The organism is Vibrio sp. 10N.237.312.B06 (assembly GCF_041464685.1).
Classification (GTDB): domain Bacteria; phylum Pseudomonadota; class Gammaproteobacteria; order Enterobacterales; family Vibrionaceae; genus Vibrio; species Vibrio tasmaniensis_A.
Genome location: NZ_JBFSPI010000001.1, coordinates 22,286 through 42,196, shown reverse-complemented (window position 1 = coordinate 42,196; position 19,911 = coordinate 22,286). Strand labels below are relative to the sequence as shown.

Annotated in this window: 16 protein-coding genes; 1 reads left to right on the top strand and 15 read right to left on the bottom strand. The window is 44.4% G+C overall.

The window, feature by feature from the left end; genetic code table 11:
- Nucleotides 1–168: 168 nt before the first annotated feature.
- From AB6C75_RS00190 to guaB, 5 genes are all read right to left on the bottom strand, one after another.
- Nucleotides 169–762 carry an acetate uptake transporter gene (locus tag AB6C75_RS00190; RefSeq protein WP_009848306.1) on the bottom strand — a complete coding sequence of 198 codons (594 nt, stop codon included), beginning with the start codon at nucleotides 760–762 and terminating at the stop codon, nucleotides 169–171.
- 87 nt (nucleotides 763–849) lie between these two features.
- Nucleotides 850–1,644 carry a hypothetical protein gene (locus AB6C75_RS00185; RefSeq protein ID WP_009848305.1) on the bottom strand — a complete coding sequence of 265 codons (795 nt, stop codon included), beginning with the start codon at nucleotides 1,642–1,644 and terminating at the stop codon, nucleotides 850–852.
- Between the two features lie 142 nt (nucleotides 1,645–1,786).
- Nucleotides 1,787–3,424: a chitinase gene (locus tag AB6C75_RS00180; RefSeq protein WP_372106318.1), complete on the bottom strand. Its 1,638-nt coding sequence runs from the start codon at nucleotides 3,422–3,424 to the stop codon at nucleotides 1,787–1,789.
- Between the two features lie 286 nt (nucleotides 3,425–3,710).
- On the bottom strand, nucleotides 3,711–5,264 hold the full coding sequence (gene guaA / locus AB6C75_RS00175) for a glutamine-hydrolyzing GMP synthase (protein WP_017098065.1): 1,554 nt from the start codon (nucleotides 5,262–5,264) through the stop codon (nucleotides 3,711–3,713).
- 378 nt (nucleotides 5,265–5,642) lie between these two features.
- Nucleotides 5,643–7,106 (bottom strand): IMP dehydrogenase, encoded by a 1,464-nt coding sequence (gene guaB / locus AB6C75_RS00170; RefSeq protein WP_135444999.1) that lies wholly within the window; start codon nucleotides 7,104–7,106, stop codon nucleotides 5,643–5,645.
- Between the two features lie 271 nt (nucleotides 7,107–7,377).
- Here guaB and xseA point away from each other — a divergent pair, with 271 nt between their 5' ends.
- Nucleotides 7,378–8,724 carry an exodeoxyribonuclease VII large subunit gene (gene xseA, locus AB6C75_RS00165; protein WP_372106316.1) on the top strand — a complete coding sequence of 449 codons (1,347 nt, stop codon included), beginning with the start codon at nucleotides 7,378–7,380 and terminating at the stop codon, nucleotides 8,722–8,724.
- An 89-nt stretch (nucleotides 8,725–8,813) separates the two neighbouring features.
- Here the strand turns inward: xseA and AB6C75_RS00160 are convergent, their stop codons facing one another.
- The 10 genes from AB6C75_RS00160 to AB6C75_RS00115 all read right to left on the bottom strand — a co-directional run bounded on the left by AB6C75_RS00160 (nucleotide 8,814) and on the right by AB6C75_RS00115 (nucleotide 19,905).
- Nucleotides 8,814–9,041 carry a zinc ribbon domain-containing protein gene (locus AB6C75_RS00160; protein ID WP_017099592.1) on the bottom strand — a complete coding sequence of 76 codons (228 nt, stop codon included), beginning with the start codon at nucleotides 9,039–9,041 and terminating at the stop codon, nucleotides 8,814–8,816.
- Between the two features lie 41 nt (nucleotides 9,042–9,082).
- Nucleotides 9,083–10,078 (bottom strand): sensor domain-containing diguanylate cyclase, encoded by a 996-nt coding sequence (locus tag AB6C75_RS00155; protein WP_009848300.1) that lies wholly within the window; start codon nucleotides 10,076–10,078, stop codon nucleotides 9,083–9,085.
- Nucleotides 10,079–10,368: 290 nt separating this feature from the next.
- A complete protein-coding gene (locus AB6C75_RS00150; protein WP_371695574.1) occupies nucleotides 10,369–11,271 on the bottom strand; it encodes an alanyl-tRNA editing protein in 903 nt (300 codons plus the stop codon).
- A gap of 132 nt (nucleotides 11,272–11,403) precedes the next feature.
- Complete coding sequence (gene der / locus AB6C75_RS00145) at nucleotides 11,404–12,885, bottom strand: ribosome biogenesis GTPase Der (RefSeq protein ID WP_372106314.1); 1,482 nt, start codon at nucleotides 12,883–12,885, stop codon at nucleotides 11,404–11,406.
- 158 nt (nucleotides 12,886–13,043) lie between these two features.
- Nucleotides 13,044–14,204, bottom strand: a complete 1,161-nt coding sequence (gene bamB / locus AB6C75_RS00140) for an outer membrane protein assembly factor BamB (protein WP_372106312.1) — start codon at nucleotides 14,202–14,204, stop codon at nucleotides 13,044–13,046.
- A gap of 10 nt (nucleotides 14,205–14,214) precedes the next feature.
- Nucleotides 14,215–14,829 carry a YfgM family protein gene (locus tag AB6C75_RS00135; RefSeq protein ID WP_372106311.1) on the bottom strand — a complete coding sequence of 205 codons (615 nt, stop codon included), beginning with the start codon at nucleotides 14,827–14,829 and terminating at the stop codon, nucleotides 14,215–14,217.
- A gap of 76 nt (nucleotides 14,830–14,905) precedes the next feature.
- Complete coding sequence (hisS, locus tag AB6C75_RS00130) at nucleotides 14,906–16,174, bottom strand: histidine--tRNA ligase (RefSeq protein ID WP_372106310.1); 1,269 nt, start codon at nucleotides 16,172–16,174, stop codon at nucleotides 14,906–14,908.
- Between the two features lie 70 nt (nucleotides 16,175–16,244).
- Nucleotides 16,245–17,366, bottom strand: a complete 1,122-nt coding sequence (ispG, locus tag AB6C75_RS00125; RefSeq protein WP_009848294.1) for a flavodoxin-dependent (E)-4-hydroxy-3-methylbut-2-enyl-diphosphate synthase — start codon at nucleotides 17,364–17,366, stop codon at nucleotides 16,245–16,247.
- 7 nt (nucleotides 17,367–17,373) lie between these two features.
- Nucleotides 17,374–18,321: a cytoskeleton protein RodZ gene (rodZ, locus tag AB6C75_RS00120; protein WP_371695573.1), complete on the bottom strand. Its 948-nt coding sequence runs from the start codon at nucleotides 18,319–18,321 to the stop codon at nucleotides 17,374–17,376.
- A gap of 441 nt (nucleotides 18,322–18,762) precedes the next feature.
- Nucleotides 18,763–19,905, bottom strand: coding sequence for a bifunctional tRNA (adenosine(37)-C2)-methyltransferase TrmG/ribosomal RNA large subunit methyltransferase RlmN (locus tag AB6C75_RS00115; protein WP_009848292.1), 1,143 nt, complete (start codon nucleotides 19,903–19,905; stop codon nucleotides 18,763–18,765).
- Between the last annotated feature and the right edge of the window lie 6 nt (nucleotides 19,906–19,911).

Below are 19,911 nucleotides of genomic sequence, written 5' to 3'. Positions count from 1 at the left end.
TAGCAAATAGATCGCTTTAACTCGCGCTATTAATAACGCATAAAAAAGGGGTTAGCCATTTCGGCTAACCCCTTTTGTTTTGTTCATAAAAATCGCAGTTTATAACGAGCTCATTACTTATAACGAACTGACTGCTTATAACAAACTAACTGTTCCCAAGCTAGAGCGTTAAGCAGCGATCTCTTGAGCCGTCATTTGAGGCGCTTTTTTCTCACCGATTGGCAGTACTGTGCGGCCATATTCGTTGTTGATTACTTGTGCCATTGCAAAGTAGATAGCTGACGCACCACAGAAGATACCTTCAAAACCAGCGATAGTACCGATCAGTTCGCTGCCTGTGAAGTCACGAGCGGCAAGTAGGAAGAACAAAATAGTAAGTGAACCGAATACTACTTGTTTCGCTACTGGGTAGCATAGAGAACCAATGAACATGAAGCCAGTAAAGATGCCCCATAGTAGTAGGTACCAACCCATAAACGCTGCTGGACTTGCTGGTAGGCCCATGTAAGGCATTACGATTAAACCAACTAAAGATAACCAGAATAGACCGTAAGAAGTAAACGCAGTTGTACCGAACGTGTCACCACGTTTGAAACACATTGTGCCCACGATAACTTGGCTTAGACCACCGTAAAAAATACCCATAGCAAGAATCATTGAATCGATTGGAAAGAAACCTGCGTTATGGATATTAAGAAGTATAGTAGTCATACCGAAACCCATTAGGCCAAGTGGTGCCGGGTTCGCCAGTTTTGTTGACATTTTGCGCGCCTTTAAAAAAAGTTAATAAAATTTGTACGCAAATTTTAATCCGAACGGCATAAAAAGATAGATCGCTAAATCGCAATCTTAGATTGCATCGTTCGCCAGTTCGGCTTTCGTGATGATTTCAAGTATCTCGCCAACTCGTTTAGGGCTTAGTTCCATCAAGACCGCTTGAACCTCGGGCTTTACACACGCTAACCACTCTCCCGAAGGTTCTTGGTTAAACTTATCCATCGGGCCCATACTTTGGCTCCATGCACCACGGATATCAACCGTATCTTTGTGCCCATCGTTGGTCGTAAAATATGAAAACTCAAAGGTTGTCGCATCGACAGATGTGATTTGGCCAGATGCCCCCCACGGCGCAGAAAGTTCGATCATAGGACCGATAGGATAGCTTTCACCTTCAATTTCTACAGAAGTTGCTTCACCAATGTAAATTTGAGCGTTATTGGCTGACTCTGAGACAGTGAAAGGTAATGATGTTGATACAGAATTAGGACCTTGAGGCGCAGCTTGCTTTAATAAGAATTGAACGATTGACGGGTATGCATTAACAGCAGCATCAACTTCCCCAACAGACTCCATACAGCCTTCGTAATTCATAATGCCTGTACTATCGACACCTTTAATTAAAGCGCCTTCAAGTGTTTGAATAACATGGATTTGGTTACCTTGTTCCTCAATAGATGTGATTTGGCCTACAGGACTTTTTAAGACTTGATAACGCTGAGCAACAATACCTTCAGAGCTCGTTTCAAAACTCAAACTGCCATAATTACCCCATCCCAAACTTTGCTCGAGACCTGACTGCGGCGTACTGTTACACCCAGTAACTCCAGTTACCAATAACGCAAGAATAGATAGCTTTAACTTCATTTTAATTGCCCTGTAATCAAATTATTCACGAACACAGTTTATCGATAAATGGAAAGCACTACTGTAATAGAAAGTAAGGGAAGTGTCGTATAACTGTCACTGAACAAGCAAGCCTCTTATAACAGAGGCTTGCTTAGTTTAATTATTTACAGCTAATTTCATCCCAGAACCAGTTCGATTGAACAGGGCTTTCCCAGACACCTGGACCGTTTTTAGCTACGAAGCACTTGCCATTATGTGTCACCTTGTCGCCATTGCTCACTTGGCTAACACCCGCTTGCCATGTGATAAACACCGATGGATCAACAACGACAGGCGGATCTGTCACTACGGGTGGTGTTGGTTCACCCGCTACAAATTTCCAAGGGCCGCCATTGGCAGGATCATCCCCTTGAGTCCACCATTTAGCTTGGTAAGTCGCACCGTTGTGAGTGACTTGGTCGCCAGCATTGTAAACTTTACTCGCACTCCAACCGTTACCTCCGGGGTTAGTACCAGGGTCAACCGGATCAAGCTTATCGACCACTTTCACTTCAGGCCAACTCGCATGTGATCCATAAAAATTGGTCACACACTTCTCATAATCTCCGGCCACCAAGGCTGAATAAGCGGTTTGGAAACCAACAAGCTCACACTCAAATGAATAGCCTTCTGGGCGGTCTGCGTAGTATTTCCAGTTACCATCCCAGTTGGTGTACAACACATCAGTCGCACCATTCAAGTTCAAGCTTCCATAAGGCGTTTGCTGCCAGCATGTATTGGCTTCATCCGCTTCTACAGGGATCAGATAATGCGCAGCTAACCCTTCCCAATAACGAATTCGGTTAACTGGTTGGCCTTTGTCTTTGTTCTGCTCACCACACTCGATACCACCATTAATTACGTTGATTGTGGTACCAAACCCATAGCCAATTCCCGCATCCAACTCACGCTGAGAGGGTGTCCAAGTGCGGTCAATAACGTGCAGCATTGCTGGTTTAGGAGCTTGAGGTGTAAGGAAGAACCAGATAGCAGAAGCCAAGTTCAACCATGAATCAGCAACCAAACCTGGGTTATTCAATAGAACCGTCGCATCACCATCGAACATCACTTCCGAGAACGCACCGTAGTTAAAATGGTAAGAAAGCTGTTTAGCACCACGTCCAAAATAACCCTGACCTGCCGCACATGGCCATCGTGCATTCTGCCAATCGTTCTGGCCACAACCGGTGGTGTAACCCTCTTGGCCTTCAGACCAACCCATTTCACGAACATGCACCAGCGCTTGCTGCCACTCTTCTAGAGCTAATGGGTTATCAGAGGTGTTATCTATTGCGATGTGCCCACCTGTTTCTTGAGCGAAATGAGCAAAGGCCGTGATGATGGATTTTTTACAGATGGCGTCTGAATCTCGACCATCAGTGTACTCTCCACAGAAGGCTGGGAATTTTCCAATCGCGCGTAAGAAGCGAGTATAAGTGTACTCTGGTGCTGCCATCTGAGTGAGGAAGTCCCATTCAGATTGAGGGAATACACGCTCGACTCGTTTCACGTTTTCAGGATTCGAGGTTAAACCCGGCTCAATCGCTTCAACAATACTATTGGGACGAGTTTGTAATGCTTGTGACCAGATCGCATACATAGGATCGGATGTTTTCGCTTGTTCAGCAGCTTGTAATGCCGACTTTTCAACAAGGTAGCCATTCGGGTTTTGCGGATCAGGTTGAATGTTCAAAGACGCGTAACTGTGTGCTGCTAAAGTGCAGCCAACTACTGTCGCCAAATATTTGATTTTTAACATGATGGATTCTCTTATCTGTCCTTAATAAGTCCATCAAAGAGTATGTGGCGCATGGGAAATGAGCTAGTCGTTACCATGTGAATTTATAAAAAGTGCGAGTGACACTTTTATGTATCCTTCAACACAACAAAACGTCTCATTGTTTCTTGAGGTGATATCTAACTTCCAACGGATTTGGTTGCTCGTTGTAGATGTAAATCCTTAATCTCCTAAATAAAAAGAAAAAAGCCTCGAACAAAGTTCGAGGCTTAAGATCTTAATCAAAACTGGTTAAATCTCTAAGAGATTATTCCCACTCGATAGTTGCTGGTGGCTTACCAGAAATATCGTAAACAACACGTGAAATGCCGTTAACTTCGTTGATAATACGGTTAGATACCTTACCTAGGAAGTCGTATGGTAGGTGTGCCCAGTGAGCAGTCATAAAGTCGATAGTTTCTACGGCACGTAGAGATACAACCCAATCGTACTTACGGCCATCGCCCATTACGCCAACTGAACGCACTGGTAGGAATACCGTGAATGCTTGAGATACTTTGTGGTAAAGATCGGCAGCGTGAAGCTCTTCAATGAAGATAGCATCAGCACGACGCAGTAAATCACAGTACTCTTTCTTCACTTCACCAAGTACACGAACACCTAGACCTGGACCTGGGAATGGGTGGCGGTAAAGCATGTTGTATGGAAGACCAAGCTCTAGGCCGATCTTACGTACTTCATCTTTAAACAGCTCACGTAGAGGCTCAACAAGGCCCATTTCCATATCATCAGGAAGGCCACCAACGTTGTGGTGAGATTTGATTACGTGTGCTTTACCTGTCTTAGATGCTGCAGACTCGATTACGTCTGGGTAGATAGTACCCTGAGCAAGCCATTTAGCATTCTTCAGTTTCTTAGACTCTTCGTCGAAGATATCTACGAATACGTGACCGATGATCTTACGTTTCGCTTCTGGTTCAGCTTCGCCTTCCAGAGCGTCAAGGAAACGATCTTCCGCATCAACTTTAATGATGTTTAGGCCGAATTGGTCACCAAACATCTCCATAACCTGCTCACCTTCGTTTAAACGAAGAAGGCCGTTATCTACAAATACACATGTTAGTTTGTCGCCGATAGCGCGGTGAGCAAGCATTGCGACTACTGATGAATCAACACCACCAGAAAGACCAAGGATAACTTCGTCGTCACCTACTTGCTCTTTAATACGTGCAACTGCATCTTCAATGATAGATGCTGAAGTCCACAGACCTTCACAACCACACGCGTTAAGAACGAAGTTCTCAAGCATTTTTAGGCCGTTTTTAGTGTGCGTTACTTCTGGGTGGAATTGAACACCGTAGTATTTCTTCTCTTCGTTTGCCATTGCAGCGTATGGGCAAGTATCTGTCTCTGCGATTTTTGTGAAATCAGCAGGGATTTCAACCACTTTGTCACCATGGCTCATCCAAACATCTTGAGTTGTCTCAAGGTCGGCGAAAAGTGCAGATTCACCCGTCACTTGTACAGCCGCGTAGCCGAACTCACGCTCAGTAGACGTTGCTACTTTACCGCCAAGTTGCTCAGCCATCGTTTGCATGCCGTAGCAGATACCGAAGACAGGAACACCTGAATCAAATACGTACTGAGGTGCACGTGGAGAATTATCTTCCGTTACACTTTCAGGGCCACCAGATAGGATGATACCGTCTGGATTGAATTCACGAATATCCGCTTCTTCTACGTCCCAGCTCCAAAGTTCACAGTAAACACCGATCTCACGAATACGACGAGCTACTAGCTGTGTGTATTGAGAACCGAAGTCCAGAATTAGAATACGTTGGTCATGAATATTTTTAGTCATTGTAAGCAGTCTTATTGGCTATGTGATAAAACGGAGGCGAGTTTACTCACCTCTGATTAACTCTTCAAGAAATAAAGCAAACGTTTTCGTTGGTTATCTGTAACCTCGTGTTTTGAGAAAATCAGACTTTCTGCAAAACAGGCGGTAGATATAATACCAATCACAGTAAGTAAGTGTTCAGTAGTAGCGCTGGAAAAAAGCTTGAGAACAAGGCTGCTCTATTCAACAAAGAGTTCTGATAAGTAGTTATTCTACAATCAAAAATTCTAACGAAGTTATCGAGGTTTTTAACAAGCTAGGATGATCAGTTATTTACTACGATTGGTATATTAATGTGCCGACTAAATCAGCACATTATTCAAACGTTTGGACGTATTATTAACCTAAACGGTAGTTAGGTGCTTCTTTCGTGATTTGAACATCGTGTACGTGAGATTCTTTCATGCCCGCACCAGAGATACGAACAAACTCAGCTTTAGTACGCATATCTTCAACAGTTGCAGAACCCGTTAGGCCCATGCTTGAGCGTAAACCGCCCATCTGTTGGTGAACGATCTCTTTTAGACGACCTTTGTATGCGATACGACCTTCAATACCTTCTGGAACAAGCTTGTCTGCAGCGTTATCAGATTGGAAGTAACGGTCAGAAGAACCTTGAGACATAGCGCCAAGAGAACCCATACCACGGTAAGACTTGTAAGAACGACCGTTATAAAGGATAACTTCACCCGGAGCTTCTTCAGTACCTGCGAACATTGAACCAACCATCACACAAGATGCGCCAGCAACGATAGCTTTACAGATATCGCCAGAGAAGCGAATGCCGCCATCTGCGATTACTGGGATACCGTATTCATTTGCTACTTCAGCTGCGTCTGCGATTGCTGTTACTTGAGGAACACCAACACCAGTAACGATGCGAGTCGTACAGATTGAACCCGGGCCGATGCCCACTTTAACCGCACTAACACCCGCTTCGATAAGAGCACGAGCGCCAGCGCCAGTTGCTACGTTACCACCGATGATTTGTAGATCAGGGTATGCAGCACGCGTATCACGGATACGGTTAAGTACGCCTTCAGAGTGACCATGTGAAGAGTCGATAAGTAGAACGTCTACGCCAGCTTCAACAAGAGCAGCAACGCGCTCTTCGTTACCAGCACCAGCACCAACAGCTGCACCTACACGTAGGCTGCCGCGCTCATCTTTACAAGCGTTTGGTTTACGTTCTGCTTTATGGAAATCTTTCGCAGTGATCATTCCAGTTAGTTGGAAGTCATCATTTACAACAAGAACTTTTTCAACGCGCGCTTCATGCATTTTCTCTTGAACTTCTTCACGAGTTGCACCTTCTTTAACAGAAGCAAGGCGAGCTTTAGGCGTCATTACTACGTCAACTTTCTTAGAAAGGTCAGTCACAAAGCGAACGTCACGGCCAGTAATAATACCAACAAGTTCGTTTGTTTCAGTAACAACAGGGAAACCGGCGAAGCCGTGTTTTTGAGTAAGAGCTACAACATCAGCGATTGTCGCTTCAGGGTTTACAGTAACAGGGTGAGAAACTACACCTGCTTCGTAAATTTTAACCTGGCGAACCATTTCAGCTTGTTGTTCAATAGACATGTTCTTATGAATGAAGCCTATTCCGCCTTCTTGTGCCAGTGCAATCGCTAGGCGAGCTTCTGTCACAGTATCCATCGATGCAGAGATCATTGGGATGTTTAGGGAAATATTCTTCGTCAACTGAGTGCGAAGATCAGCTGTATTAGGGAGAACGGTGGAGTGTGCTGGCACTAGCAGTACGTCGTCGAATGTCAGCGCTTCTTTGGCAATTCTTAGCATTTGCAATATCTCACAATAATAGGAGTAAAAAGAAACAATCCAATCTCATCGTTTCGCCTAATGAGGGCAGCCAATTAAGGAAAATCAAACTGCATTTGGATTAGATATTGCGGACGGATTATACGGCCAACGAAATCGCTTGGCTACACATTTTTATACTTTTAATTTGCATTTACCCCCTTGCTATGTATTATATTGCCGCTATCTTCCATACTCACGCCCAGTGAGATTCCAAGAGAAAGACCTTCCTTCAAGGATAGATAGCGCTTCTATGACCAATCCAAACATCTTTACTGTTTCTCGCCTCAATTCAGAGGTTCGTCTCCTATTAGAAAACGAAATGGGAATAGTCTGGCTCGTTGGTGAAATCTCAAATTTCTCTGCACCTGTCTCTGGTCACTGGTACCTCACGCTTAAAGACTCTCGCGCTCAAGTTAAGTGCGCTATGTTTCGTGGCAATAACCGTCGTGTGACTTTTAAGCCTCAGAACGGTAATCAAGTGCTAGTTAAAGCGCGTCTGTCTCTTTATGAGCCACGCGGTGACTATCAACTGATCATCGAAAGCATGCAGCCAGAAGGTGACGGCAAGCTTCAGCAAGAGTTTGAAAAACTTAAGATGAACTTGGCGGCGGAAGGTTTATTTGCTCAGTCCAGTAAACAAATTCTTCCAGAACATCCTAAATGCGTCGGTGTTATCACCTCTAAAACAGGCGCAGCCCTCTTCGATATTCTCGATGTTCTCAAGAGACGCGATCCTTCATTGCCTATTGTGGTTTACCCAACCATGGTTCAAGGCGAAGAAGCGGCGATTCAGATCGCTCAAGCGATTGGGCGTGCCAATGAGCGTAACGAGTGTGATGTATTGATCGTTGGCCGTGGCGGCGGCTCATTAGAGGACTTATGGTGTTTCAATAACGAGATCGTTGCTCGCACCATTGCAGCAAGTCAGATCCCGATTATCAGCGCCGTTGGACACGAAGTTGATGTCACTATCGCCGATTTCGTCGCAGATATGCGAGCTCCAACGCCATCTGCAGCCGCTGAATTGGTTAGCCGTGACAACAGTCATAAAGAGCAAGCTTATGCCTCTAAACGTGCTCGCTTAGTCAGTGCGATTCGTCATGTGTTAATCAAACAAGCGCAATCAACTCAAACGTTGAAATACCGCTTAGAGAAACAACACCCGAGCTACCAACTGCAAAAGCAGAGTCAGCAGCTTGATGACTTAGACATGCGTTTGCGTCGTGGTATGACTCAATACCTAAAGCAGCATGCGCAGCGTGTTGAACGTAAGCAGCACCAACTTCAGCTGAACTCGCCAGTGAAACGCCTTGGTGAACAGAAACTGCATCTGCAACGTTCAGAGCAAAAGCTATTGGATGCAATGGATAAAACACTACTAACTACTCGCCACCAACTAGCCATGGCTGCCGAGAAGTTAGAAACAGTAAGTCCATTAGCAACCCTAAAACGTGGCTACAGTATTACCCATTCAGCATCGAGCAAGACCGTGTCATCGATTAACGACGTCGAAGTAGGCGAAGTGATCACCACTCAAGTTGAAGACGGTGTGATTGAGTCGCAAGTGACAACAAGAGTCGCCAAGAGCGAGCTCTAGGTTCATTAGATACAAAAAAGACCCAACACTTTAGTATTGAGTCTCTGGTATAACATCACCGATTGTCGTTCAAACCAAATAATTTAAGGCTATTCCGCTGGTTGGAATTCGAACTTTACTCTCGATTTAGATTTAAGCTCATTACACTCACCATTACAAAAATAGCTCGCTGCACCACAAGCTTGAAGCTTCTCAAGTTGGCTGCTGCACTCAGGGCAAAACCCAACCTTAGTAAAGTGTGCCTGACAACTTTCACAGTGATACTTTCCATCCCAACCTAGCTCTGATTGGCACTTAGGGCAGATATTTTCACTCATTAGCATTTCCTAACTCACTACTTTTTTACAATCTACTACTGCTAAGACTTAGCTTGCTTGATTTGGTACATGTTCTTATCAGCTTGTGCGATCAAGCCTTCCAATGACTCAGGATCTTTCTCATAAGAAAGTCCAACGCTGACAGAAAACTGAGTGCCATCGATATAGAGAGCTTGTTCCAAGGTTCTTTCTAAGCTTCGATAAAAGTTCAGCACACTTTCTTGATCATCAAAGCAAGAGAACACGACAAACTCATCGCCCCCATAGCGCCCTATCTTGGCACAGGCAGTAGTTGCCTCATCAAGCACTTTTGCAACGGCTAACAACACATCATCACCAAAGCTGTGGCCAAACGTATCGTTTATTGACTTAAATTTATCGACATCAACAAACAGGCATGCCATCACTTTTTCAGTAAAACAGCGGTTAGTTAACACCTGCTCGGCTTCTCTCAGCAATGCTCGGCGATTCAAACTGTGTGTTAGAGAGTCTCGATTGGCAAAAAAGTTGAGTTGATTCTCTAACTCATACTTCTCAAGCGCGACTGAATACAGAGAAGCCAATAACTCTAAGATCTCAAGTTCAAACTCATGAGGTTCAGAGATGTACTGACTGTAAATTGCGAAGGTACCCAATACGTGACCATGTGAAGAGATGATTGGCACTGACCAACATGCATGAAGGTTAGCCTGGTTGGTTAAGGCTAAGAAAGGAGTCCAATTCGGGTGTGCATTAATATTGGAGACCATGACAGCTTTCTTAAGTGCCGCCGCTTCGCCACAGGAACCAATTCCGGCACCAACCCCCACCCCTTCTATCTGCTGGTTATAAAAATCAGGCAAGTTTGGAGCATATTCTAAATGTAATGTATTCGATTCGGGGTTTAGCAATAGTATAGAGGCCATCCTTTGACCAAAAATCTGCTCGGTGAGTTGAATGATCTTACGATTTAATTCTTTGCGATCCAACCCAAGGGCAAGCTTTCGAAGCAAACTGTTTACTGCTCGGTGACCTTCTAATAAAAATTGTTGTTTCATTCACTAAAGCTTTCAATTATATGGTGGGAACAGCTTGTTCTTATGCAAGCCTATATACTGGTCAATATTAACACACTAAATTACCACAACACACCACCGAAGATCATAGGTTGATCTTTTGCTTTATCTACTTTGATCAGCGATCTACCCCAAAAAGAATATTTATATCACCACACACCGAAAGCATAAGTTACATATACTGCATTTCAATTTACAATGGAATATATAACTAGAAGTAAACCAATAAAACCAAAAATGCAGAACAATCTATTTTCTATCTTTAATTGAGATCATCGAGAGACACACGTCTGCATTTCGATATGTTGGTCATCTAATTGGGTTAACTTAACCGACAATGCCTTAAGTTCTGAAGTATTGTCGATGTGAGTACCACCACACGGAATAGACACTAAAGTCTCGTCATCTAGCTGCCATTCCCAGTAGCGAGAGTCTGTTAACGCCTCACCTTCTAGTCTCATCGTTACAAGAGTCGATTCAACAAGCCAGCCTGCAATCATCTGGTTGATGTCGGCCTCAATGCCATCAAGGTTCGTTAGCATGTCAGCAACGTTCAGACCGCGTTTCTTCAAGGTTTTACCTAAACGATACTTATCGGTACACAACTCTGGAGTAACAAAGCTAGTCACCTGTGCGTAGCTATTGAAGTCATAGCTGCCGAATGGATCTTTTCTGTCTGCATCTTTACGCCAGTAACTCTCAGCCAATACTTTATTCAACGCTAAGAAAGCAATATGTCCGGCACTATGACCGCGGCTCAAACTGGCTTGGTGCTCTTTATCAACCGACAACTCAATTTCATCGCCAATGTTAATCATAGAAGCTGATACAGGTAGTTGGTGGACAACCACAAACGCCCACCCTTCCGTATCACGCTTAACAGGGATATCTGCTGCAATATAAAGATTTCCAGTAGATTGCTCTATTGCACCAACAAGGCAATCTTCAACAATATACTGTTCACCACCTACGCTGACAAAACCTCGGTCTGCTGGGTGATCGGGCCAAATATGACTCACTGGGTGGAAAGGTGTCACGTCAGTGATCAAGTGAGTTTTGCTGTCGTCACTTTCAACGTACACCGCTTTTGCATTGAGCAGCCAAGTTTGATGACAAAATTGAGTGATGGTTGGTGTGATTGCTGACGCTGGTGTAATCAAATCGCTAGTGGTCATATCATTCTTCTTTTGGAATCTAATCTAAGTCGCTAGCTGATAACGGAATCAAAGACTCGATTATCAGATAACGTGAATTTTACTTAAAAAAATACCCGAGACAGGCTCGGGTATCAAATCTATTGGAAAGGTTTACTTACGACCTTTAACCATGCTCATCATACGTTTACGTTTACGTTCTTGAGAAATTGTCAGCTTGTTAGTCTTAGCTTCAAATGGGTTCTCGCTGTTCTGGAATTGAATGCGAATAGGTGTACCCATAATTTCTAGTGAACGACGGTAGTAGTTCATCAAGAATCGTTTGTATGAATCTGGCAAGTTACGTACTTGGTTACCGTGGATAACGATAATCGGTGGGTTGTAGCCACCAGCGTGCGCGTATTTCAATTTAACACGACGGCCACGAACCATAGGTGGTTGGTGATCATCAGTCGCCATCTTCATGATACGAGTAAGTACAGAAGTACCAACACGAGTCGTTGCTGACTTATAAGCTTCTTGAACAGACTCAAACAAGTGACCAACACCAGTACCGTGAAGTGCAGAGATAAAGTGAATACGTGCGAAATCAACGAAACCTAAACGACGGTCTAGTTCTTTCTTAACACGATCTTTAACGTCGTTATCTAGGCCATCCCACTTGTTTACGGCAATAACAATTGAACGACCTGCATTCAACGCAAAGCCTAACAAGCTTAGATCTTGATCTGAGATGTTCTCGCGAGCATCGATAAGCAGTAATACAACGTTAGCATCTTCAATCGCTTTCAGTGTTTTAACCACTGAGAACTTCTCAACTGTTTCATTGATATTTTTACGGCGACGAACACCCGCAGTATCAATCAGAACGTATTCACGCTCATCACGCTGCATCGGAATGTAGATAGAGTCACGAGTTGTACCAGGCATATCGTAAACAACAACACGTTCTTCACCAAGAATACGGTTAGTTAGTGTTGATTTACCTACGTTAGGACGACCAATGATCGCTAGCTTAATCGGTTGATCTTGAAGGCGCTTGAATTCTTCTTCCGCTTCTTCTTCAGTGAAATCAACTTGCTCTTCTTCTTCGTCTTCAAATTCAGTCAAATCGCTTACTTCGCCACTCTCAGCTTTTAACGCTTCAGCGAATGGGTTTAGAGCAAGATCAATCAACGCTGTTACACCACGACCGTGCGCTGCAGCGATTTGGTACATGTCTTCTACGCCTAGTTGCCAGAAATCAGCACTTGCAGCATCAGGGTCGATACCATCAACCTTGTTTACTACTAGCATTGAAGGCTTTTCTAGTTGACGAAGGTGCTTAGCAATAGCTACGTCTGAAGGTGTTAGACCCGCACGGCCATCTACCATAAATAGAACGACATCAGCTTCATCAATCGCCGCTAGCGACTGTTCAGCCATTTTAGTTTCAACACCTTCTTCGGTACCGTCGATACCACCAGTGTCGATAACAATAAAGTCATGCTCGCTAAAATGAGCATGACCGTATTTACGGTCACGCGTTAAGCCAGGGAAATCCGCAACCAATGCATCACGAGTTCGAGTCAATCGGTTAAATAACGTAGATTTACCTACGTTCGGACGCCCTACTAGAGCAACAACAGGTACCATAACAACCTCTACAATTTCTTCTCTAAATGTAGTTATAGGTAAGCACTTGATCGCAAGTTTAAACTCTTACCTATAACCACACGGTTTATTAATTTATAACAACAAAACGGCTCCTAGCTGTTACCAACCAGGAGCCGACTGTGAATTATATCACGCTTTTATTGGCTAATCGTTAGTTTCTTTACATCGCCATTGCGAGTCGTCACTAAGTAGCCTTCAGGCATTTCAATTGGCGCAACCGCAAAGCCGCTATCATCGACCAACTGTTGAGCAACAAACTCACCCGATGAACGATCTAACCAGTGCAGATAACCTTCAGTATCACCAACAACTACATAACCATTAATAATAGCAGGAGCTGTCAGTAAGCGGTTTTCTAACAATGGAGTGCTCCAAAGTTCAGTACCACTACGCGCATCAACCGCAACCACATGGTCTTTGTCAGTCACAACGAACAAACGGCTGCCATCACTTGCTAAATCAATCGCTGACGAGTAGTTACGTTTCCAAACTGGCTTACCAGAACGAAGATCGATAGCAATCAGCTGACCATTGATACCTACGGTATACAGGGTGCCACCAAGAACAATTGGAGATGCATCCACATCAACTAAACGATCAATTTCCGTTGCGCCTTTTGGCGTACCTACTGGCTGTTGCCAAATAAGCTGACCACGATCAACGATAGCTGCGGCTAAACGACCATTTGCCGTACCCCAGAATACACCACCTGAAACCGCAACAGGTGAGCTATCGCCACGAAGTGTTAGGCTTGGTACTTCTGTACTGATGGTCCATTTTTGCTCACCGCTTTCTTGATCTAACGCGGTCAACATGCCACGACTGGTATGAACAATAACCATGTTGCTTTCAGTTGCAGGGGATGCAAGCACCTCACCATTCACTGATACACGCCACAGCTCTTCACCGGTTGATTCATCCAGCGCGATCACTTCGCCATTTTCAGAACCAACAAATACCTTACCGTAAGCTGCCGTTAAGCCACCCGATAAACGAGCCAGTACTTCTTTCTCAAGATCGACTTTCCAAAGCTCTTTACCTGTTTCAGGGTCAAGCGCTTTAACCATACCTTCACGGCTTGCAACAAATACTTTGTCGTAAGCCAATTCTGGCGTTAGTTTTGAAAAGTAGTGACCAACACCATCACCAACCGACGTAGACCATTCCTGGCTAGGAGTAAACTCGCTGTTTACCGTTGGTACTGGTGCCATGATTACGGTGTCTTCTTCACTTGCACAGCCCGCTAGCAGGCCAAGAGCAACCGCACACAACGCCGCTTTTGGAAACATCTTCTTCATTCAAAGCGCCTTATTTAGCTAGGTCGTCAAGTTTGATTTGAAGCGTTTGGCTCGCATCAGCAGCTTGTTGAGCTTCAGAGTAAGCACTGTAAGCTGCATCTGTGTCGCCTTTACGAAGTGAGATATCACCACGCAGTTCAGCAACACGGCCACTCCAAGATTCGTCAGTCATCGCTTCAAGATCAGTCAATGCTGCGTCAAATTCACCTTGCTCAGCTTTGATACGAGCAACACGGTAAGTAAGTAGTGGTGCTAATGCCGCGTCCTTAGTTGCCGATTTTGCCCACTCAAGCTGTTCAAGTGCTGCTGCAAGGTCACCCGCTTGAACTTGCGCTTTAGCTAATTGCATAGCAGCAAGAACAGAATATTCAGCGTCTTTGTTTGCGTCGATGAAAGCTTGAATATCAGATTGAGCATCAACGCCCTTAGTATCAAGAGCTGAAATTACAGAGGTGTAGCTTTCTGAAGCTGCTTCACGCGCTTCAACGACTGAGTCTTGGTAATAGCGCCAACCGAATAGACCACCTAAACCAATAACCGCACCAAAGATTACGGCTTTACCGTTCTCTTTCCACCAATCTTTAATGGCTTCAACTTGTTGCTCTTCGCTATCGTAAAGTTCCACTTCCTGTCCTCTTTAATTCTTTAAACGCCAGCATAGTGCTGACGTTAGTATTCATTATGAGCGTTTGCTCAATGGCTTAGATTAACGCAGCAACTTTCTCTGCAACTTCCGTTTGAGACACGGTTTGTTGCTCGCCACCAACCAAATCTTTTAGCACAACTGTATTGTCAGCAACTTCGTTCTCACCAAGTACTAGCGCCACAACAGCACCTACTTTATCAGCTCGTTTGAATTGCTTCTTGAAGTTACCACCACCGAAGTGGCTCATCACACGTACGCCTTCAACGTTATCGCGTAATTGATTCGCTAACTGCATACCCGCGATCATAGTACCTTCGCCAGCAGCAACCATGTATACGTCAACGCTACGGCGAACTTCTGTAAGCTCTAGCGTTTCCATCATAAGAACTAGACGCTCTAAGCCCATAGCGAAGCCAACCGCATTGGTTGCTTTGCCGCCTAGTTGTTCAACAAGACCATCGTAACGGCCACCGCCACATACTGTACCTTGAGCCCCAAGGCTGTCAGTGATCCACTCAAATACGGTACGGTTGTAGTAATCTAGACCACGCACTAGACGCTCATTAACTTGGTATTCGATACCAACAGCGTCAAGAAGTTCACACAAACCAGCAAAATGTTGCTTCGATTCTTCACCTAAATATTCAGATAGTCGAGGTGCGTCACCTAAGATAGCTTGAACATCCGGGTTCTTAGTATCAAGTACGCGTAGAGGGTTGGTGTGCATACGACGTTTACAGTCTTCATCTAGCACATCAATGTGTTGCTCAAGGAAAGCCACTAACGCAGTGCGGTAGCTTACGCGATCTTCTTGAGAACCAATTGAGTTCAGCTCTAAGCGAACGTGTTTATCGATGCCTAGCTCACGCCATAGATGTGCTGTCATCATAATAAGTTCAGCGTCTACGTCTGGACCGTCTAGACCAAACACTTCAACGCCACATTGGTGGAATTGACGGTAACGACCTTTTTGAGGGCGCTCATGACGGAACATTGGCCCCATGTACCATAGGCGCTGTTCATCACGGTTGATAAGGCTGTTTTGAATACATGAACGTACACAACCTGCTGTACCTTCTGGACGCAGCGTTAGACTGTCACCATTGCGGTCATCAAAGGTGTACATCTCTTTAGAAACAACGTCTGTCTCTTCACCAACCGCACGGCTAAATAGGTTTGTTTCTTCAACGATAGGCATACGTACTTCGTTGTAACCGTATGCGCTCACCACACTTTTAACTGCGCTTTCTACTTTCTGCCACAGTGGTGATTGAGTTGGAAGGCAGTCGTTCATGCCTCGAATTGCTTGGATATTTTTAGCCACAGTATTTATTCCGTAATTTCTCACGACCAGGTATCAGTGCGAATAGACAATCACACCCCATCGCGTTGTATTAATCTTCTAAGTTTTCTACATCAATGCGATTTGCTTTATCAAGCACTGATGCTTTTGCACGAATCTTAGCTTCAAGTTTGTCGACAAGATCATCGTTGTCGAAGCGCTCTTTCTGACGCTTACCGTCTTCGTAGAAGGCACTCTTACGTGCACTACCGGCTAAACCTAAGTGAGACACTTCAGCTTCACCAGGGCCATTAACCACACAACCGATGATTGAGACATCCATTGGAGTAATCACGTCTTCTAGGCGCTCTTCAAGGGCATTAACGGTGTTAATAACATCGAACTCTTGACGAGAACAGCTCGGGCACGCAATGAAGTTGATGCCACGCGAGCGAATGCGCAAAGATTTAAGAATATCAAAGCCAACTTTGATCTCTTCAACGGGATCAGCCGCTAACGAGATACGCAGCGTATCGCCGATACCTTCAGAGAGAAGCATGCCTAAACCTACCGCTGACTTCACAGAACCTGCACGCGCACCACCCGCTTCGGTAATGCCAAGGTGAAGAGGTTGATCAATCTGCTTAGCAAGCAAACGGTAAGAACCGACGGCTAGGAATACATCAGACGCCTTAACGCTGACTTTAAATTGATCAAAGTTCAAACGGTCTAGGATGTCGACGTGACGCATTGCAGATTCAACAAGCGCTTCTGCTGTAGGCTCTGTGTATTTCTCTTGGATCTCTTTTTCAAGAGAACCGCCGTTAACACCAATACGAATCGGGATATTCATATCACGAGCACAATCCACAACAGAGCGAATGCGGCTTTCGTTACCGATGTTACCTGGGTTGATACGCAGACAGTCAACGCCGTATTCAGCCACTTTAAGTGCGATACGGTAGTCGAAGTGAATATCAGCAACCAAAGGAACAGAGACCTGCTGCTTGATTAGCTTAAAGGCTTCAGCTGCATCCATAGTCGGTACAGATACGCGAACGATATCAGCGCCAACTTTTTCCAGAGCTCTAATTTGAGCAACGGTCGCGGCTACATCTGTTGTTCTTGTGTTGGTCATGGATTGCACAGCAATTGGTGCACCATCACCGATCGGCACATCACCCACATAAATACGGGTTGATTTGCGACGAATAATAGGAGATTCGTGTTGCATATTAACTCTAAGGTAAGGTTATTCTAGCTACTTTGCCTGAAGTATACCCAGAAAGGTCGACAGGTTCACTTGCAAATGTCATCGATACGCCCTCTGGCGCACCTAGAATCACTTTATATGGCGCAGTTCCTGATAGATTTAACGACTGACCTGCTTTTTTGATGCCAGTCGACAAGGTTTTGCCCGAAGCATCTTTCACTTGGATCCAGCAATCAGCAGAGAACTGCATCACTAACTCGTTAATCACAGCTTCAGGCGCAGTGCTTGCTTCAACAGCTTCTGCATTAGCAGCAACTTCAGCAGTTGGTTCTGTCTCTGTTGCTTGCTGTGCAGTAGTTTCGTCAGTTGAAGTAACAGAATCTTCCGCATCGCTTATCGCAGCAAGGTCATCAGTATCTTCAACTACAGAAGTACCCTCTTCATTTTGTTCAGCTTCAATCACTTCTAAAGAGGTGAATTCAGGGGCAAGTGATTCTTCTACAGCTAGCTCTTCTGAGCTTTCAGTATTAGCTAAAGATTGAGATAGGGTGTCTTGTTGTTGGTTCTGCCACCACCACAGTGAGGAGATACCCGCAATTACCGCAAAAATGCTCCAAGTAAGGATCATAATACGGCTGTTGTGCTTCTCGGTTTTAGTCTTACGAGAAAAGCTCAACATTTCTTGTTCTTGATGTTGAGCGTCACCAGCATGATGGAGTGCGCTCAATACGACCTTTTCGTCAAGATTGACGTATTTCGCGTATGAACGAATGTAGCCACGCATAAAGGTGGCAACTTGATCTGACTCGAATTGGTTTTCTTCAATTTGTTGGATCAGCGTAACGCGCAGCTTTAAACGATCAGAAATCTGCTTTTGTGTTAAACCAAGAGATTCTCGTTTATTTTTAAGCAGCGTTCCCGCTTCGATTTCTGGAGCGACAGTTTCTTTTGTTTGTGTTTCGTGTTCTGTGTTCATAGAGAGTGAACTTCTAAAGTATTATCGCAGGTTGATGAGAGCATTTTTATTGTCGTTTAAGCTCAATCTAACAACCCACTTTATGTGGAATTTTTCCTGTTATCTAAATCATCAACCCTTAAAGACGAACATCACCCATTGACTATGGATGACCTTCTCAGGAAGCTAGTTTATCAAGTAGCCAACCTAAATAGACACATTGACGATTATCGGGTAACAAGCGAGCACTTAAATTAATTTAAGATGAGTTAATCATAAGCTAATGCCATTGCAAGGCAAAAACACTTTAAACAAAATTTACCGTCAGCTCATGGTTTTGTCCAAAATTTGACGAAAAATGTAAGAAAGCATGGGGAAAAAATCCAATTATTGGAAATTCACCTTCCAGAAAAGCAACAAGCCAGAAGGAATCCTTCTGGCTTGTTTAGATCTAAATGGTATTTAAACCGCTTTTACTTGAATCACATCACCTGCGATCAAGTTAGCTTCAGAGGCGGCTTTCAGCATTTTAGTACGCTTGGTTCTATCAATAACATCACCAACCAGCTGACCACATGCGGCATCAATATCATCACCACGAGTTTTACGAACCGTAACTGTGTAGTTGTATTCCATCAGCGTTTTTTGGAAGCGATCAATACGAGAGTTGCTTGGCTTCTTATAAGGCGACCCCGGATAAGGGTTAAATGGAATCAAGTTGATCTTACAAGGCGTATCTTTCATTAGCTCAGCAAGTTCACGAGCGTGGTCCATATCATCATTCACATGATCCAATAGAACGTACTCAACCGTTACTTTGCCGCGGTTAGCATTTGAAGAAGCAATGTAGCGACGAACCGATGCTAGGAAGTCTTGGATATCCCAACGGTCGTTGATTGGCATGATTTGGCTACGTAGTGCATCGTTTGGTGCGTGTAGAGAAATCGCCAGAGCTACATCGATGTTATCTGTCATCTGATCAAGACCAGAAACAACACCAGATGTTGATACTGTTACACGACGCTTAGACAGTGAGAAACCCAGATCATCAAGCATCAGCTCCAATGATGGAATTAGGTTCTTCATGTTCAATAGAGGTTCACCCATACCCATCATTACGACGTTAGTAATTGGACGACGACCCGTTTCTTTCTCTAAACCGATTTCACGTGCTGCACGCCAGATTTGACCAACGATCTCTGAAACTTTCAGGTTACGGTTGAAGCCTTGTTGAGCCGTAGAGCAGAATTTACATTCAAGCGCACAACCTACTTGCGAAGATACACATAGCGTCGCACGATCACCATCTGGGATGTATACAGTCTCAACGTCTTGGTCACCAACGCTCATCGCCCATTTAATGGTGCCATCCGCAGAGTGCTGAGCTTCAGAAACGATAGGTGCAACAATCTCACAGCGATGCAGCAGTTTCTCACGTAACTTTTTGTTGATGTTGTTCATTTGTTCGAAGTCATCGACACCGAAGTGATAAATCCACTTCATCACTTGCTCTGCTCGAAACGCTTTCTCATTCAGTTCTTCTGTGAAAAATTTACGAAGACCTTTACGATCAAAATCGAGTAGATTGACTTTAGCTGTGGTCATGATGCC